The sequence below is a fragment of the Nocardia sp. NPDC059764 genome (assembly GCF_042732555.1).
In the GTDB taxonomy this organism is placed as follows: domain Bacteria; phylum Actinomycetota; class Actinomycetes; order Mycobacteriales; family Mycobacteriaceae; genus Nocardia.
In genome coordinates this window covers 1-17,663 of the sequence record NZ_JBHWHH010000149.1, presented here as the reverse complement: position 1 = coordinate 17,663, position 17,663 = coordinate 1, and the positions used below count along the sequence as shown (strand labels likewise).

The window sequence follows — 17,663 nt, the reverse complement described above, 5'->3', positions numbered from 1 at the left end:
ATGTCGCCGAGCAGCCCCTCTCGCAGGAGGCCGCGGCCGAGGAAGCCGCCGAGGCCGCTGTCGCCGCCGCCGAGATAGCGGCGGGCGCCGAGGCCGCCGTCGCCGCCCACGCCGGTGCGCACGCACCCGAGGTCACCGCTCCGGCCGCGGCCGCGGCTCCCGCGATCGGTGAGATCGAACCCACCGCGGGCCGTCTCACCAAGCTGCGCGGCCGCCTGTCCCGTTCCCAGAACGCCGTCGGCAAGTCCCTGCTGGGCCTGCTCGGCGGTGGCGATCTGGACGAGGACTCCTGGGAGGAGATCGAGGACACCCTCGTCATGGCCGACCTGGGCACCGCCAGCACCGCCGCCATCGTGGAGCGCCTGCGCGAGGAGATGGCCGGCCGCAGCATCCGCACCGCCGCCGACGCCCGCGCCCTGCTGCGCGAGGTGCTCGTCGACGCGCTACGTCCAGAGCTGGATCGCTCCATCCGCGCGCTACCGCACGCCGATCACCCGTCGATCCTGCTGGTCGTGGGCGTGAACGGCACCGGAAAGACCACCACCACCGGCAAATTGGCGCGCGTGCTGGTCGCCGACGGCCGCCGCGTGCTGCTGGGCGCGGCCGACACCTTCCGGGCCGCGGCCGCCGATCAGCTGCAGACCTGGGGTGAGCGCGTGGGCGCGGAGACCGTGCGCGGCAAGGAGGGCGCGGACCCCGCGGCCGTCGCGTTCGACGCGGTGTCCGCCGGCATCGATCGCGGCGTGGACGTGGTGCTCATCGACACCGCGGGCCGCCTGCACACCAAGACCGGCCTGATGGACGAGCTGGGCAAGGTCAAGCGCGTGGTCGAGAAGAAGGCCGCCGTCGACGAGGTCATCCTGGTGCTGGACTCCACGGTCGGCCAGAACGGTCTGATGCAGGCGCGGGTCTTCGCCGACGTCGTGGACATCACCGGTGTGGCGCTGACCAAGCTGGACGGAACCGCCAAGGGCGGCATCGTGTTCCAGGTGCAGCATGAGCTGGGCGTACCGGTCAAACTGGTCGGTTTGGGTGAGGGCGCGGATGATCTTGCTCCCTTCGAACCCGGCGCCTTCGTCGACGCCCTGCTGGGTTAACCCCCACTGAACTGCATCGATATCGAAACCAACATCATCCTCACAATGCCGTCGTAACAGTGGTGCGGGACCGGAAACGTGACCGCAACACTGCAATCTCATCCGTTCACCTACGCGAAACGCCGCAGGATCACGGAGGAAACACCGACTGACGAATCTCATTGCAGGCTTATGCGCAGGTTGCTGCGGGGCCAGAGATGAGGAGGACAAAAGGTGGCGTTTCCCGTAATAGGTGCAGCCGACACCGGCGACACCGCATGGATGCTGGCCAGTTCAGCACTCGTGCTTCTGATGACACCCGGATTGGCGTTTTTCTACGGCGGTATGGTCCGCTCGAAGAACGTCCTGAACATGATCATGATGAGCATCGCCTCGATGGGCGTGATCACTGTTCTATGGGCGCTGTACGGCTTCTCCGTCGCCTTCGGTGACGACAAGGGCAGCCTGATCGGCAACCCGACCCAGTACTTCGGGCTGAAGTCGCTGTTCGGTGGCACCTACCTGGCCAGCAGCACCGACCAGACGATCAAGTCGGCCATCCCCCTGGCGGGAACCGTGCCGGCGACGGTCTTCGTGGCCTTCCAGCTCATGTTCGCGATCATCACCGTCGCCCTGATCTCCGGTGCGGTTGCCGACCGCCTGAAGTTCGGGTCGTGGGTGCTGTTCTCGGCCGTATGGGCCACCGTGGTCTACTTCCCGGTCGCGCACTGGGTCTTCGCCTTCGACGGCGTCACCGGTGAGCACGGCGGCTGGATCGCCAACAAGCTCAAGGCGATCGACTTCGCCGGTGGTACCGCGGTCCACATCAACGCCGGTGTCGCGGGCCTCGTCCTGGCGATCGTGCTCGGCAAGCGCAAGGGCTGGCCGAAGACCCCGATGCGTCCGCACAACCTGCCGTTCGTGATGCTCGGCGCCGGTCTGCTGTGGTTCGGCTGGTACGGCTTCAACGCCGGTTCGGCCGTCGGCTCCAACGGCATCGCGGGCGCCACCTTCGTCACCACCACCGTCGCCACCGGCGCCGCCATGCTCGCCTGGCTGCTCGTGGAGAAGATCCGCGACGGTCACGCCACCTCTCTGGGCGCCGCCTCGGGCATCGTGGCCGGTCTGGTCGCCATCACCCCCTCCTGCTCCTCGGTCAACGTGATCGGCGCGCTCGCCATCGGTGTGGTCGCCGGCGTGCTCTGTGCTCTCGCGGTGGGCCTGAAGTTCAAGTTCGGCTTCGACGACTCGCTCGACGTGGTGGGCGTCCACCTGGTCGGCGGTATCGCGGGCACCCTGATGGTCGGCCTGGTCGCCGCCCCCGAGGCTCCCGCCGCGGTCAAGGGTCTGTTCTACGGCGGCGGCTTCGATCAGCTGATCAAGCAGGCCGTGGGAGCCGGTGCGGTGCTTGCCTTCTCGGGCATCGCGACCCTGATCATCGCGCTCGCCATCAAGTACACCATCGGTCTCCGGGTGAACGAGGAAGCCGAGTTCCAGGGCTTGGATGAGTCCGAGCACGCAGAATCGGCATACGATTTCGCTGCTGTGAGTGGTGCGGCGCGCACCGCCGCCGTCAAGGAGGCATGACGAACATGAAACTGATCACTGCGATCGTGAAGCCGTTCACCCTGGAGGACGTGAAGACCGGCCTGGAGCAGGCGGGCGTGCTCGGCATGACCGTCAGCGAAGTGCAGGGCTACGGCCGCCAGAAGGGCCACACCGAGGTCTACCGCGGCGCCGAATACTCGGTGGATTTCGTCCCGAAGGTCCGGGTCGAGGTTGTGGTGGACGACGCCTCCGTCGACAAGGTCGTCGAGGTCATCGTCGAGGCCGCCCGCACCGGCAAGATCGGCGACGGCAAGGTCTGGGTCACCCCGGTCGACGCCATCGTCCGGGTGCGCACCGGCGAACGCGGTTCCGACGCTCTGTAATTCGAGCGGGATCCCCGTGGCGGCCCCGGCCCCGTCGGTGTCGAAACCGGCGGTGACGGGGCCGTCCCCATGCCGGGGCGGCGAAGTGAATTGAATCGAGAGGGGCGGGTTGTGGGTTTCCAGCAGGAACGCGATGACAAGGCCGAGGACACCAAAGTCTCCGGCGGCGCCTCGGACCTGGTCCGGGCCCGCGACCAGTTGCTGGCCGAGCACGGCTCGAACGGCCGCGCCACCCGGCTCGACGCCGAGGCCCTGCGCGAGGCCCTGGTGGATCTCTACGACCTGTGGCTGACCACCAAGGGCCACGAGCTCGGCATCACCGCCGACAGCGGGCTCGCCCTGGTCGCGGTGGGCGGCCTGGGCCGCCGGGAGATGCTGCCCTACTCCGACCTGGATCTGGTGCTGCTCTACGACGACGTCGACCCCGCCCGGGTCGCCGAGGTCGCCGATCAGCTCTGGTATCCGCTGTGGGACGCCCACATCAAACTCGATCACAGCGTGCGCACCGTCCCGCAGGCGCTGCGCGTGGCCGCCGACGATCTCACCGCCGGCCTCGGCATGCTCGAGGCCCGGCACATCGTCGGCGACGACGGACTGAGCAACCTGCTCATCGGCGGCGTGCGCCGGGACTGGCGGGCCGGGATCCGGTCCCGTTTCGACGCCCTGATCGAACAGGCCCACACCCGCTGGCGGCGGAGCGGAGACGTCGCCCACCGCGCCGAACCCGATCTCAAGAACGGGCGCGGCGGACTGCGGGACATCCAGTTGCTGGACGCCCTCGCCATCGCACAACTGACCGACGCCATGCCGGGGCTCGGTCCGGAAGTGCCGGGCGGCGGGCTGAAGCAGGCGCACCGCCGCTTGCTCGATGTACGCACCGAGCTGCATCGGGTGGCGGGCCGCGCCCGCGACCAGCTGCGGGCTCAGGACGCCGACGAGATCGGGGCGGCCCTGCGGATCGGTGACCGCTTCGATCTGGCCCGCACGCTCAGCGACGCGGCCCGCACCATCGGCTACTCCACCGATGTCGGGCTGCGGACCGCCGGGAACGCGCTGCCCCGCCGCGGGCTCGCGCGCTTGCGCCGCGTTCCGGTGCGCCGACCACTCGATGAGGGGGTGGTCGAGCATTCCGGAGAAGTGGTGCTTGCCCGCGATGCCCGCCCGCAGCGCGATCCCGGCCTGATCCTGCGGGTGGCCGCGGCGTCGGCGCAGACCGGGCTGCCGATGTCGGCCACCACCCTCAACCGCCTCGGCGAGGACGCGCCCGAACTCCGCGAGCCGTGGCCCAAAGAAGCGCTCAACGACCTGCTGGTGCTGCTGGGCGCGGGCCGCGGCAGCGTCGATGCCGTCGAGGCCCTGGACCGAACGGGCTTGTGGGGCAGGCTGTTTCCGGAATGGGGCGTGGTGCGCGACCTGCCGCCGCGCGACGCCATGCACACCTGGACCGTGGACCGCCACCTGATGGAGACCGTCGCCCAGGCCGGGGCGCTGTCCACCCGCGTCTCGCGCCCGGACCTGCTGCTGCTGGGCGCGCTGCTGCACGACATCGGCAAGGGCCGCACCGAGGACCACAGCCTGGTCGGCGCGGAACTGGCCGTGTCGATCGGAAATCGCCTGGGGCTGTGGCCTTCCGACGTACAGACGCTGGCCGCCGTGGTGCGTCACCACCTGCTGCTGCCCGACACCGCCACGCGCCGCGACACGTCCGACTCCGACACCGTGAAGATGGTGATCGACGCCCTCGACGGCGACCCGCATCTGCTGGAGCTGCTGGCCGCGCTGGCCGAGGCCGACGCGCTGGCCACCGGGCCCGGGGTGTGGAACGACTGGAAGGCCTCGCTGATCGGCGATCTGGTCCGCAACTGTCGCCACGCCATGGCGGGCGACCCGCTGCCGGAGCCGACCCCGATCCCCGAGGAACTGCGGGCCCGCGCGAAATCCGGTGGCGTGCACGTGGATCTGAAGCCGGGGGACGCGCGCTACCACCACGTGGTCACCGTGGTCGCCCCGGACAGTCCGGGCCTGCTGTCGGAGGCCGCGGGCGTGCTGGCCGTGCATTCGCTGCGGGTGCTGTCGGCCGAGCTGGCCAGTGTGGGCGAGGCGGCCATCGACACCTTCGTGGTGGCCCCGCGGTTCGGTGATCCGCCGGACGCCGGTCTGCTGCGGCAGGAGCTGATCCGCGCCATCAACGGCGATCTGGATCTGGCGTCGGTGCTGGCCCGCAAGGAGCGCGACGCGGTGGGCACCCAGCCGCGTCCGTTCGCGCAGGCGCGGCCGCGGGTGTTCTGGCACGAGACCGCCGAGCCGGGGCGGGTGTTGCTGGAATTGCGGGCCGAGGACCGGATCGGGTTGCTGAACCGGTTGGCCGCGGCGCTGGCCGAATCGGGGGTGAACGTGTCGTGGGCGAAGGTGGTGACCATGGGTTCCGCGGTCGTCGACACGTTCTGCCTGGATCTGGGCGATACCGACACGCCCGGGCGGCGAGCCGAGATCTCGGCGGCGGTGCTCGCGGTGGTGCCGCCGCAACAACCGAAGAAATCGCCTGAATCGGACAGCTGAATCGGATCTTCCAGCGGTTTTCCGGGTGGAGACCAGGCGACGGAAGTGACCGGCAAACCGGGTGTTTGCCAGTTGATCAGAATGTTGCAGGAGATTTGCTGTAAGGCGGCCGAGTGACCGGTGTCACACCCTAGTATTCCGCGTGCACGTGTTCAGTCACGAGTCGCGAGCACGAGGGGAGTGAGTCGGTGGCAATCGAAGTCGTTTCCGCGTCGATGATGACGAGCGATCTGACCGCGCACATCGCCCGCTGTGTCGGTGGCGACCGCTGGGTGGTCTCCTGGCTGCCCGGCCGGACCCTCACCGGGCAGCAGGCCGTGACCGCCATGACCATCGCCTCCGCCGTCACCGGCGAGAGCCCGTCGGACGCCGGCTGGGCGATCCTCGACGGGCTCGCCCTGGAGCTGGGCCTCACCGCCCGCGAGGCGGTCGGCATGGTTGCCATCGAGAAGCACGACCTGCACCGCCCCGGCCCCCGCCCGCGGTCGCTCGAATAACCACTACCCTGGTATCTCGAGTGAACGTCCCTCGAGATCAGGAGCATCGGTGTTCGAATCCCTTTCCGACCGGTTGGCCGGTGCCCTCAAGGATCTGCGTGGCAAGGGACGCCTGTCGCCGGCGGACATCGACGCGACCGCTCGTGAGATCCGCCTGGCGCTGCTCGAGGCCGACGTCGCGCTGCCCGTGGTGCGCGGCTTCATCGCCAATGTCAAGGAGCGCGCCAAGGGCGCGGAAGTCTCCGCGGCGCTGAACCCCGCGCAGCAGATCGTCAAGATCGTCAACGAGGAGCTCATCAAGATCCTCGGCGGCGAGACCCGGCGGCTGCGCCTGGCCAAGAACCCGCCCACGGTCATCATGCTGGCCGGTCTGCAGGGCGCCGGTAAGACCACCCTCGCGGGCAAGCTCGCCAAACACCTGAAGGGGCAGGGTCATACGCCGCTGCTGGTCGCGTGTGACCTCCAGCGTCCGGGCGCGGTCACCCAGCTGCAGGTCGTCGGCGAGCGGGCCGGGGTGCCGGTCTTCGCGCCGCACCCGGGCACCTCCATCGGCGGCGGCGAGAACCCGCTGGGCGTCTCCGCGTCCGATCCGGTCGACGTCGCGCGCGCCGGCATCGAGGAGGCCAAGGCCAAGCAGTACGACGTGGTCATCGTCGACACCGCCGGTCGCCTCGGCATCGACGAGGAGCTCATGCGGCAGGCCGCGGGCATCCGCGACGCCGTCAACCCCGACGAGACCCTGTTCGTCCTCGACGCCATGATCGGTCAGGACGCGGTCTCCACCGCCGAGGCCTTCCGCGACGGCGTCGGCTTCACCGGTGTCGTGCTCACCAAGCTCGACGGTGACGCCCGCGGTGGCGCGGCGCTGTCGGTGCGTGAGATCACCGGCCAGCCCATCCTTTTCGCCTCCACCGGTGAGAAGCTCGAGGACTTCGACGTCTTCCACCCCGACCGTATGGCCTCGCGCATCCTCGGCATGGGTGACCTGCTCACGCTGATCGAGCAGGCCGAGCAGGTCTACGACGCCAAGCAGGCCGAGGAGGCCGCCCGCAAGATCGGCTCCGGCGAGCTGACCCTCGAGGACTTCCTCGAGCAGATGCTGGCCATCCGCAAGATGGGCCCGATCGGCAACCTGCTGGGCATGCTGCCGGGCGCGGGCCAGATGAAAGACGTTCTCGCCCAGGTCGACGACAAGCAGCTCGACCGGGTGCAGGCCATCATCCGCGGCATGACCCCCGCCGAGCGCGCCAACCCGAAGATCATCAACGCCTCCCGCCGCCTGCGCATCGCCAATGGCTCGGGTGTCGCGGTCTCCGACGTCAACCAGCTCGTGGACCGCTTCTTCGAAGCGAAGAAGATGATGGGCGCGATGAGCCGCCAGTTCGGCTTCCCCGGCGGCAACCGGGGCGGCAAGAACACCAAGAAGGGCGGCAAGAAGGGCAAGAAGGGCGGACGCGGCCCGACCCCGCCGAAGGTGCGCGGCGGCTTCCCCGGCATGCCCGGCCTTCCGGGCGGCATGCCGGACCTCTCCAACCTCCCGGCCGGCCTCAACGAACTCCCCCCGGGCCTCGAGGGCTTCGACCTCAGCAAGCTGAACTTCCCCAAGAACTGACGGGGTGACAGCGGGCTCCGCGTCGCCGTGTGCGGTGCCCGGATCGTCGGTACGGTTCGGGCGTGAAGATCGATCAGATTTCTGATTCCGTGTACGTCGTGGCGGGGACGAACGTCAACTGGGCGTTGGTCAGTGATGATCGTGGTGTGACCGTGGTGGACGCGGGGTATCCCGCCGATACCGCCGCGGTGCTGAGTTCGGTGTCCCAGATCGGGCATCAGCTCGGCGATATCGCGGCGGTCCTCGTGACCCACGCGCATCTGGATCACATCGGGGCGATTCCGGCCCTGGTCGAGCGGGTCGGGGTGCCGGTGTACACCGGGGCCGAGGAGGTCCGGCACGCCAAGCGGGAGTATCTGCAGCAGATCACGCCGCTGCAGATGGCAGGGCAGTTGGGGAGCCGGCGCGGGGCGGTGTGGGTGGCGCAGACGCTGCGGGCCTGCGTGGGGCATATCGGGATGAGCGTGCCGACCGCGGTGGCAGCGGACGCGGAGACCCTGGCGGCGTTGCCGGGCGGGTTCGTCGCAGTGCCGACGCCCGGTCACACGAACGGTCACACCGCGTACTTCATGCCGTCGGAAGGCGTGCTGTTCTCCGGGGACGCGCTGGTCACCGGTCACCCCATCGCGCGAGGGACCGGTCTGCAGCTGCTGCCGGGCGTGTTCAACCACGACGAGCCCGGAACGCTGGCGAGCGCGCGGAGCCTCGCCGACCTGGGGGCCGAGGTGCTGGTGCCCGGGCACGGGCTGCCGATCCGTGCGGATCTGCCCGGCCTGCTGGGCGCTTTCGCGAAGTCCTGAGTCTCAGCTCGCCGCCTGTTTCACCAGCGCGGTGATCCTGGCCTCGATCTCAGGGGTCAACTCGACGATGGCGAAGCTGGTCGCCCACATGCCGCCGTCGTCGAGATTGGCCGCGCCCTCGAAACCGAGGGTGGTGTAGCGGTTCTTGAACTTGGCCGCGGGCTGGAAGAAGCAGACGTTCTTGCCGTCGCGGGTGTAGGCGGGCATGCCGTACCAGGTGCGGGGGACCAGGTCGGGGGCCGCGGCCGTGATGAGGGCGTGCAGGCGCCGGGCGATGCGCAGGTCGGCGCCGTCGAGTTCGGCGATCTTGTCGAGGACGTCCCGGGTGCCGTCGGCCTTGGTGGCCTTGCCGCCGCGGGCATTGGCCTTCTTCACCTCGGCGGCGTGCTCTTTCATCGCGGCGAGTTCCTCGGCGGTGAACGCCGGCGCGGACTTCTTCTTCGCGGTGCTGCCCTGCTTCGTGGCCATGTCGGTTTCCTCCGTCGGCGGTCTCGATTCGGACCCTTCCCATGCTAGGGAGCGGATTCGGCGGCCGTGCGATAGTGATCCCATGCGGCTGCATTTCCGTGGCTTTGTCCTGCCCGACGGTGAACTCCGTGATCTGTGGGTGCGCGACGGGGTGATCTCCGCCGAGCCGGTGCCCGGCGCGGACACCGTGCGCGCCTCCGGCTGGATCCTGCCCGGCCTGGTCGACGCGCACTGCCACGTCGGCATCAAATACGGTGGCGGGCACGAGGATTCGGACGGGTTGATCGCCCAGGCCGAGGTCGAGCGGGACGCCGGGGCGCTGCTGCTGCGCGACGCGGGCTCGCCGGTCGACACCCGTTTCCTCGACGAGCGCGCCGACCTGCCGCGCATCATCCGCGCGGGCCGCCACATCGCCCGCCCCAAACGCTATATCCGTGAACTCGGCATCGAACTCGACGACGAGCGCGACCTGCCCGACATCGTGGCCGAGCAGGCCCGCCGCGGCGACGGCTGGGTCAAGATCATCGGCGACTGGATCGACCGCGCGGTCGGCGACCTCGCGCCGTTGTGGTCGGATCCGGTCCTGAAGGCCGCCATCGACGCCGCCCACCGCGCAGGCGCCCGCGTCACCGCCCACGTCTTCGGCGAGGACGCCCTGCCCGGCCTGCTCGCCGCGGGCATCGACTGCATCGAGCACGGCACCGGCCTCACCGACGACACCATCGCCGCCATGGCGGCGCAGGGCACCGCCCTGGTCCCCACCCTCGTCAATATCGACACCTTCCCCGGAATCGCCGACGGCGCAAGCAAATTCCCCACCTACGCCGCGCACATGCGCGACCTTCACCGCCGCTCCCGCGACACCGTCGCCAAGGCCCACGACGCCGGGGTGCCCGTCTACACCGGCACCGACGCGGGCGGCTCCATCCGCCACGGCCGCATCGCCGACGAGATCATCGCCCTCACCGAGGCCGGTTTCACCGGCCACGACGCGCTGGGCGCGGCCGCTTGGAACGCCCGGGAGTGGCTCGGCCATCCCGGCATCACCCCGGGCGCCCCCGCGGATTTCGTTGTCTACCAGGACGACCCCCGCGTCAACCTCCGCGTGCTCGCCACCCCCGCCTGGGTGGTGCTGCGCGGCCGCGTCTACGACCGCCGCGACCCGGTGACCGCATACCGGTGAGCCGATCCGGCTCGAATATCCACGGCGTATAGGTATCCCAATCCGTCACCCGGCATTAGAAATGCCAGGTCTTACGATCTCCCCCTGCATTTGTCGCGGAAGTTTCCGCAGCAGTCCGTGGGAGGGAACCATGCTCGAACCATCCGATCCCGTCGCCCCCGCCGCGCCGCCGCCGGACCGGTCGCCTGAGCTACCGGGCGAGGCGAATCCCGGCTGGGGGCAGACGGTTTCGGCCGACGCGCCGGCGATTCCCACCTCGGCCCCGCGGAAGCGGCGGCGGTGGTGGGTGTGGGGCGCGGTGCTCGCGGTGGTGATCGTCGGCGCGGCGTCGGCATTGTTCGGGTGGGTGCTCACCCGGCCGGATCCGGTGGCGTTCCCGGTCGGCGCGTGTGTGGCGCTCGAGACGCCCGTCAAGCCCGTCGTGCACGGGTGCGGTGACGAGTACTCGCTATACAGGATCGTGGGGCGCGAGGATCTGGTGTTCCCGGTGAAAACGGCGTGCGCGAAGTACACGGATGCCACTCGCGCGGTGACCGAGTGGCCCGTGTCGGGCAAGGAGACGAGCACCATCCTGTGCCTGGCCCCGACCCGGTTCAATCTCACGGACCCGGGCTCGTTGCAGGCCGAGGACTGCGTCGACGTGAAGGGTGCGGGGGACACCCTGACCCGGGTCGACTGCGGCATGACCCCCGCACCGGCGAAAGTCGTTGCGATCGAACTGCATACGAAGGTCCCGGTCACCGATCAGGCGTGCAAGCGGTATCCGGCGGCGCGGATGGCGTTCGCGCAGTCCTCGCTGGGCGGCCGCGCGATCGTGGTGTGCGCCAATGACACCGACACCACCTCGATGGGCACCGCGAAACTCGGTGACTGCGGCGACCGCAACACCATGAAGAAGGTGGCCTGCACCGCTCCGGGCGCCTTGCAGCGGGTCCTGTCGGTGCGCACCGTCTACGGCCAGCCCGCGCGCCCGGAGTGCTCGGACGATCCGGGTGCGAACTCGGTGTTCACCCGCGGCAGCGACAAGACCGATCTGGTGTTCGTGGTCTGCATGGGCCCGGCCGATCTCGGTGATTCGCGGTACGCGGTCGTGGGTGACTGCATCACCGACAACGGAGTCCGCGCCTCGTCGGCCGCCGGTCTGCACCGCATCGACTGCGCGGAGCCGAAGGCCGAGTACGAGGTCACCGATCGCCACGATTCGAACGACAACGCCTGCCCGGCGGGCACGGGGGTCAGCTTGACCTACGACCCCGGCGTCACCACGGGCCTGACCATCTGTCTGCGCCGCCGGTAGGACTCTTCTGTCGATTCCCCTGCGCGGGGATAGTGAATCGTGCATGCTTCACACGTTTCATTTCTCGACCCCTGATGAGGAGAACGACCGTGGGTTCCATCGAAGCCCTGGCCATCAGCGTGCTGGCCGGACTGATCGTGAAGCTGCTGACCTCGGGCAGCTCGACCCCGAACTAGCGGCGGGTACGGTCACAGCCCATCGGGACCCTCCGGTGGGCTGTCGCCGTTTCCGGGGGTTGCGGGGCGATTTCTCCGGCCGGACGGGGGTCTGGCAGAATGAACGACCGTCCTCATCGAGGACAGTGTCAGCCCGTCTCCGGTTCCGTACCGCGCGGCGGTCACAGCACTTGACGCAAAACCGGGCCCACCGCGAGTGGGTCGCTGAATTGCGACGTGACCAACCTTTGAAAGGAAGCAGCTCATGGCTGTTCGTATCAAGCTGACCCGTCTGGGCAAGATCCGCAACCCCCAGTACCGCATCGTCGTCGCCGACGCCCGCACCCGTCGTGACGGCCGCGCCATCGAGTCGATCGGCATCTACCAGCCGAAGCAGGAGCCCTCGCTCATCCAGATCGACTCCGAGCGCGCCCAGTACTGGCTGGGTGTCGGCGCGCAGCCGACCGAGCCGGTGAAGCGTCTGCTGGAGATCACCGGCGACTGGCAGAAGTTCAAGGGCCTGCCGGGCGCCGAGGGCACCCTGAAGGTCGCGGCCCCGAAGCCGTCCAAGCTGGACCTGTTCAACGCCGCGCTGGCCGCCGCCGAGAACGAGCCGGTCGCCGAGGCCGTCACCCCCAAGAAGAAGGCCGCCAAGAAGGACGAGGCCGCCGAGGCCGAGGCCGCTGAGGCCACCACCGAAGCCGCCGAGTAACCGTGAACGAGCGCAGCGAGCGAACCAATGGCGCAGCCGCCTCGGCGGTTATGCCGGAGGCGAGCGCTAGCGAGGTGCAGGCATGAGCGCCGTCGTGGCTGATGCCGTCGAACATCTCGTTCGCGGCATCGTCGCCAATCCGGACGACGTCCACGTCGAGCTGATCACCAGCCGTCGTGGCCGCACCGTCGAGGTGCACGTGCACCCCGACGACCTGGGCAAGGTGATCGGTCGCGGCGGTCGTACCGCGACCGCGCTGCGCACCCTGGTCGCCGGCATCGGCGGCAAGGGCATTCGCGTCGACGTGGTCGACACGGACCAGTAGATGGAACTGGTCGTCGGGCGGGTCGCCAAGTCGCACGGTGTGCGTGGCGAACTCGTCGTAGATGTCCGCACCGACGAGCCGGAACTGCGGTTCGCGCCCGGCAGCGTCCTCACGGGGAAGCTGCCGCGCGCGAAGCAGACGCAGGAATTCGTCGTGGAGTCGGCCCGGGAGCACTCGGGCCGGCTTCTGCTGCGTCTGGACGGGCTCGTCGATCGCACCGCCGCGGATGCGTTGCGCGGCATGCTGTTCGTGGTCGACACCGCGGACCTGCCGCCCTCCGAGGATCCGGACGAGTACTACGACCACGAGCTCGAAGGGCTCCGCGTCGAACTCGCCGACGGTACTGCCGTCGGCACCGTCAACGAAGTGCTGCATTCCGCTGCGGGAGAACTGCTCTCGATCAAGGCCGGGGACGCCTTCCCGCCCACGGGCCGGGAGATCCTGGTGCCGTTCGTGCTGGCCATGGTGCCGACCGTGTCCGTCGCCGACGGGCTGATCGTCATCGACCCGCCCGAGGGCCTGCTGGACCCGGAGTAGCGGCATGCGTATCGACGTCGTCACGATCTTCCCCGAATACCTCGAGCCGATGCGAGCGGCCTTGCTGGGCAAGGCCATCGACAAGGGACTGCTCGAGGTCGAGGTGCACGACCTGCGCCGCTGGACCCACGACGTGCACAAATCCGTGGACGACACCCCGTACGGCGGTGGCCCCGGCATGGTCATGAAACCGACCGTGTGGGGCGACGCCCTCGACGAGGTGTGCCCGGACAATGCCCTGCTGGTGGTGCCCACCCCCGCGGGCGTCCCGTTCACCCAGGAGACCGCGCAACGCTGGTCGGGCGAAGAGCACATCGTGTTCGCGTGTGGCCGCTACGAGGGCATCGACCAGCGGGTCTTCGACGATGCCGCGCGGCGCGTGCGCGTCGAGGAGGTCAGCATCGGCGATTATGTGCTGATCGGCGGCGAGGCCGCGGTGCTGGTCATGACCGAGGCGTTCGTCCGGTTGATCCCGGGCGTGCTCGGCAATCAGCAGTCCCACGAACAGGATTCGTTCTCCGACGGCCTGCTCGAGGGGCCGTCCTACACGCGGCCGGTGAGCTGGCGCGGACTGGACGTGCCGGAGATCCTGTTGTCCGGCAATCACGCCAAGATCGCGCAGTGGCGGCACGAGCAGTCGTTGGAACGCACGGCCGAGCGCCGGCCCGACCTGCTGCCCGAGGCCGCGCCGACCGAACTCGGCTGAGATCGCTCAGCGTTTCGGGATGGCGGCGTAGCTGTTGTCCGAACCTGTGACGAGGATGCCCCACGGTGCGGGAAAGAGCCGGGTGTGCGTGATGTCCAGATTCATGGTGAGCGTGGGCTTTTCGCCCGCCGTGGTCGGGCCCGGGCCGAGCACGACGGTCCGTTTGCCGTTCTTGGTGTCGTAGGCCACCAGCCATGCCTTGGACCCGCTGCCCTCCCGCATGAGCAGGAAGACGGCGTTGCGGCTGCTCACCATCGACGGCTGCATCTCCTCCTCGTGCGCGTCCAGTGGCACGCTCCAGCGGACGCTGCCGTCGGGGGCTTGCAGCCGCATGTCCTTGTCGTCGGCGATGACATAACTGTCCATCGTGAGCGACGACCCGTCGGCGAGCAGGGCGCGGAATTCCTTGTCGGAGGAGGCTTTCCGGCCGCCGAGTGAGGACCCGTCGGCCATGTCGACGGTGTCGATGCTGCCGTCGGTCACCACGATGGCCATCCGTCCGGGGCCGCGCAGGAAATTGCCCTTCTCGGGGATGTCGCGATGCCAGACCGTGGATCCGGTGGTGCGAGCGAGGCCGCCGACGACGGTCCGGCCGCCCGCCGCGGCACAGCGGAACACCACCACGCCGGGACCGTCGGCGAGGCTGGGCCCATCCGAATCGAACAGGGCCGGAAGGTCTTTCGGCAGCGGCGTGGCGCAACCGAGTGTGCCCGGATCCACAGACCAGCGCTGCTCGCCGGTGCGCGGATCGAAGTGGACGAATTGCCCGGTGGCGGAATCCGACTCGAACCACTGCTCGGCCGGGGTGTCCCACAGCCGCGTGCCGGTCCCGGTGTCGTAGGCGGTCAGGCCCGGTGTGCCCGGCCATCCGGCCAGCAGCACACGGCCGGAGTCCAGCACCTGGATCTTGCCCTGCTCGGGCGGAGTTCCGGTCGACGCGATCTTCCAAAGCTGTTGTCCGGTATGGATGTCCACGCCGGTGATCCCGTCGTCGGCCAGGGTGTAAACCCCCGTGGACGTGACCCCGAAGGACTCGCTCGGGCCCAGCGACAGCGTCTTGACCGCGCTCAGGTCCAGGTCGGGCACCGTGGATCCGTCCGTGGTGGAGGCGGAACCGCTCGAACCACAGCCCGCCGCGGCCGCCGCCAGCCCCGCCGCCAAGGCGGCATGGGCGCAGGCCCGCAACACTCGACGTGGAACACGTTCGCGCAGAGTCGGGATCGGCACGGGGGTCGATCCTGCCACCGGCCTCGCGGCGCGCCGATCCGAGACTCGCGGGACAGAACGGACCGAATCGCGCGTGGGCGTTGCACCGGGTGTCGGGCGACGGCGGTAGTGTCTGCGGGCGTGACGACAGCCTCCGAAACCGTCAGCGCAGCATCCGCAGGTGCCATCGGCACCGTCCGCCTCGCCAGCGTCGGCCGGCGTATCGCCGACGAGCTGGGCGTGCGCGAGGAGCAGGTGCGCTCCGCCGTCGAACTCCTGGATGCCGGCTCGACCGTGCCGTTCATCGCCCGCTACCGCAAGGAAGTCACCGGCGGACTCGACGACGCGCAGCTACGCACCCTCGACGAGCGCCTCCACTACCTGCGGGAACTCGACGAGCGCCGGGGCTCGATCATCGAATCCATCCGTGGCCAGGGCAAATTGGACGACGCGCTGCACACGCAGATCATGCTCGCCGACACCAAGGCCCGCCTCGAGGACATCTACCTGCCGTTCAAGCCGAAGCGGCGCACCAAGGCGCAGATCGCGCGCGAGGCCGGGCACGAGCCGGTGGCCGACGCGCTGCTGGGCGACCCCACCACCGATCCCGCGCAGTACAACGCCGAACAGCTCGACGGCGCCCGCGCCATCCTGGTGGAACGTTTCGCCGAGGACGCCGACCTGGTCGGTGAACTGCGCGAATTGATGTGGGAGCGCGGCCAGATGTCCTCGTCCGTGCGCGCGGGCAAGGAAGAGGCGGGCGCGAAGTTCGCCGACTACTTCGAATTCTCCGAGCCGTTCTCCAAGCTCCCTTCGCACCGCATTCTGGCGCTGCTGCGCGGTGAGAAGGAGGAGGTGCTCAACCTGCACCTCGAACCCGACACCGAGGAGCTCGAGGACGGGCAGCGCTCGATCTACGAGGGCCGCATCGCCGTCAAGTTCGACATCGCCGATCGCGGCCGGGCCGCCGACGGCTGGCTGCTGGACACCGTGCGCTGGGCGTGGCGGACCAAGTTGCAGGTCAGCCTGGGCATCGACACCCGGATGCGGCTGCGGCAGTCCGCCGAACGCGATGCCGTCGACGTGTTCGCCGCCAACCTGCGCGACCTGTTGCTGGCCGCCCCGGCGGGCACTCGCACCACCATGGGCCTGGACCCGGGCTACCGCACCGGCGTGAAGGTGGCCGTGGTCGACTCCACCGGTAAGGCCGTCGCCACCGAGGTCATCTACCCGCACAAACCGCAGGGACAGACCGAGAAGTCGCTCGCCGTGCTCGGCGCACTGGTCGCCCGGTTCAATGTGGAGCTGATCGCCATCGGCAACGGCACCGCCTCCCGCGAGACCGACGCTCTTGCCACCGAACTGATCTCGCGCATCCCGGAGAACAAGCCCACCAAGATCGTGGTCTCCGAGGCGGGCGCGTCGGTGTACTCGGCCTCCGCGTACGCCTCCGCGGAGCTGCCCGACATGGACGTGTCGCTGCGTGGCGCGGTGTCCATCGCCCGCCGCCTCCAGGACCCCCTGGCCGAACTGGTGAAGATCGACCCGAAGTCCATCGGCGTCGGCCAGTACCAGCACGACGTGTCCGAAACCCTGCTGGCCCGTTCGCTGGGCGCGGTGGTCGAGGACGCGGTGAACGCGGTTGGCGTCGACGTGAACATCGCCTCGGTCCCGCTGCTGTCGCGGGTGTCGGGCATCTCCAACTCGATCGCCGAATCCATTGTGGCCCACCGCGATGCCAACGGCCCGTTCCGCAACCGCGCCGGGCTCAAGGACGTCCCGCGCCTGGGCCCCAAGGCTTTCGAGCAGTGCGCCGGCTTCCTCCGCATCCGCGAGGGCGACGACCCGCTCGACACCTCCGGCGTGCACCCCGAGGCCTACCCCGTGGTCCGCCGCATCCTCGACGCCAGCGGCAAGGGCATCAAGGAGATCATCGGCAACACCTCCGCGCTGCGCGCCCTGCGTCCCGCGGACTTCACCGACGAGCAGTTCGGTGTCCCGACCGTCTCCGACATCATCTCCGAGCTCGAGAAGCCCGGCCGTGACCCGCGACCGGAGTTCAAGACGGCCGAATTCGCCGCGGGCATCGAGAAGGTCGCCGACCTGAAGCCCGGCATGGTGCTCGAGGGCGTCGTCACCAATGTGGCCGCCTTCGGCGCGTTCGTCGACATCGGCGTCCACCAGGACGGCCTGGTCCACGTCTCGGCCATGTCCCACAACTTCGTCAAGGATCCGCGCGAGGTCGTGAAGTCCGGCGATGTCGTGAAGGTCAAGGTCCTGGAAGTGGACGTCCAGCGTCAGCGCATCGGCCTGTCGCTGCGCCTCGACGACGAGCCCGGCGCCGGCAAGCCCGAGCGCGGCGGTCCCCGCGCCAACCAGGGCGGCGGTCAGCGCGGCGGTGGCAACCGCCAGGGCGGCGATCGTCAGGGTGGCGACCGCTCCGGCGGAAACCGCCAGGGCGGCAACCGTAATCAGGGCGGCGGCAACCGCAACCAGCCCGCCGCCAGCGGCAGCATGGCCGACGCCCTGCGCCGCGCGGGCTTCGGTCGCTGACCGACCTGTTCCGCATCGAACCGTCCGGCCGCGCCCACCTCGGGGC

Annotated in this window: 16 protein-coding genes; 14 read left to right on the top strand and 2 right to left on the bottom strand. The window is 69.4% G+C overall.

The window, feature by feature from the left end; genetic code table 11:
- From ftsY to ACFV4K_RS26855, 7 genes are all read left to right on the top strand, one after another.
- Nucleotides 1-1,097: signal recognition particle-docking protein FtsY (gene ftsY, locus ACFV4K_RS26885; RefSeq protein ID WP_379278631.1), on the top strand; the 1,097-nt coding region annotated here is incomplete at its 5' end.
- Between the two features lie 261 nt (nucleotides 1,098-1,358).
- A complete protein-coding gene (locus ACFV4K_RS26880; protein WP_379278633.1) occupies nucleotides 1,359-2,663 on the top strand; it encodes an ammonium transporter in 1,305 nt (434 codons plus the stop codon).
- A 5-nt stretch (nucleotides 2,664-2,668) separates the two neighbouring features.
- Nucleotides 2,669-3,007 carry a P-II family nitrogen regulator gene (locus ACFV4K_RS26875; RefSeq protein WP_040859831.1) on the top strand — a complete coding sequence of 113 codons (339 nt, stop codon included), beginning with the start codon at nucleotides 2,669-2,671 and terminating at the stop codon, nucleotides 3,005-3,007.
- 111 nt (nucleotides 3,008-3,118) lie between these two features.
- On the top strand, nucleotides 3,119-5,566 hold the full coding sequence (locus tag ACFV4K_RS26870; RefSeq protein WP_379278629.1) for a [protein-PII] uridylyltransferase: 2,448 nt from the start codon (nucleotides 3,119-3,121) through the stop codon (nucleotides 5,564-5,566).
- Between the two features lie 188 nt (nucleotides 5,567-5,754).
- Nucleotides 5,755-6,063 carry a hypothetical protein gene (locus tag ACFV4K_RS26865; protein ID WP_379278627.1) on the top strand — a complete coding sequence of 103 codons (309 nt, stop codon included), beginning with the start codon at nucleotides 5,755-5,757 and terminating at the stop codon, nucleotides 6,061-6,063.
- 49 nt (nucleotides 6,064-6,112) lie between these two features.
- Nucleotides 6,113-7,675 carry a signal recognition particle protein gene (gene ffh / locus ACFV4K_RS26860; protein ID WP_379278625.1) on the top strand — a complete coding sequence of 521 codons (1,563 nt, stop codon included), beginning with the start codon at nucleotides 6,113-6,115 and terminating at the stop codon, nucleotides 7,673-7,675.
- Between the two features lie 62 nt (nucleotides 7,676-7,737).
- Nucleotides 7,738-8,475, top strand: a complete 738-nt coding sequence (locus tag ACFV4K_RS26855) for an MBL fold metallo-hydrolase (RefSeq protein ID WP_379278624.1) — start codon at nucleotides 7,738-7,740, stop codon at nucleotides 8,473-8,475.
- 3 nt (nucleotides 8,476-8,478) lie between these two features.
- Here ACFV4K_RS26855 and ACFV4K_RS26850 read toward each other — a convergent pair whose 3' ends face one another.
- Complete coding sequence (locus ACFV4K_RS26850; RefSeq protein ID WP_379278623.1) at nucleotides 8,479-8,943, bottom strand: iron chaperone; 465 nt, start codon at nucleotides 8,941-8,943, stop codon at nucleotides 8,479-8,481.
- A gap of 82 nt (nucleotides 8,944-9,025) precedes the next feature.
- Here ACFV4K_RS26850 and ACFV4K_RS26845 point away from each other — a divergent pair, with 82 nt between their 5' ends.
- From ACFV4K_RS26845 to trmD, 6 genes are all read left to right on the top strand, one after another.
- Nucleotides 9,026-10,126, top strand: a complete 1,101-nt coding sequence (locus ACFV4K_RS26845; protein ID WP_379278622.1) for an amidohydrolase family protein — start codon at nucleotides 9,026-9,028, stop codon at nucleotides 10,124-10,126.
- 130 nt (nucleotides 10,127-10,256) lie between these two features.
- Nucleotides 10,257-11,423: a hypothetical protein gene (locus tag ACFV4K_RS26840; protein WP_379278621.1), complete on the top strand. Its 1,167-nt coding sequence runs from the start codon at nucleotides 10,257-10,259 to the stop codon at nucleotides 11,421-11,423.
- A 420-nt stretch (nucleotides 11,424-11,843) separates the two neighbouring features.
- Nucleotides 11,844-12,290: a 30S ribosomal protein S16 gene (gene rpsP, locus ACFV4K_RS26835; RefSeq protein ID WP_357092641.1), complete on the top strand. Its 447-nt coding sequence runs from the start codon at nucleotides 11,844-11,846 to the stop codon at nucleotides 12,288-12,290.
- An 82-nt stretch (nucleotides 12,291-12,372) separates the two neighbouring features.
- The gene (locus ACFV4K_RS26830) at nucleotides 12,373-12,615 is read left to right on the top strand and encodes an RNA-binding protein (protein WP_029930032.1); all 243 of its coding nucleotides are present in this window, start codon (nucleotides 12,373-12,375) and stop codon (nucleotides 12,613-12,615) included.
- Nucleotides 12,616-13,152 (top strand): ribosome maturation factor RimM, encoded by a 537-nt coding sequence (rimM, locus tag ACFV4K_RS26825; protein ID WP_379278620.1) that lies wholly within the window; start codon nucleotides 12,616-12,618, stop codon nucleotides 13,150-13,152. It abuts the gene before it with no gap.
- A 4-nt stretch (nucleotides 13,153-13,156) separates the two neighbouring features.
- Nucleotides 13,157-13,858, top strand: coding sequence for a tRNA (guanosine(37)-N1)-methyltransferase TrmD (gene trmD / locus ACFV4K_RS26820; protein WP_379278619.1), 702 nt, complete (start codon nucleotides 13,157-13,159; stop codon nucleotides 13,856-13,858).
- 6 nt (nucleotides 13,859-13,864) lie between these two features.
- Here trmD and ACFV4K_RS26815 read toward each other — a convergent pair whose 3' ends face one another.
- Nucleotides 13,865-15,085, bottom strand: coding sequence for a PQQ-binding-like beta-propeller repeat protein (locus ACFV4K_RS26815; protein WP_379278618.1), 1,221 nt, complete (start codon nucleotides 15,083-15,085; stop codon nucleotides 13,865-13,867).
- A gap of 120 nt (nucleotides 15,086-15,205) precedes the next feature.
- On the opposite strand from ACFV4K_RS26815, the gene ACFV4K_RS26810 reads away from it, so the two are divergent.
- Complete coding sequence (locus tag ACFV4K_RS26810; RefSeq protein ID WP_379278617.1) at nucleotides 15,206-17,617, top strand: Tex family protein; 2,412 nt, start codon at nucleotides 15,206-15,208, stop codon at nucleotides 17,615-17,617.
- The last annotated feature ends 46 nt before the right edge of the window (nucleotides 17,618-17,663 follow it).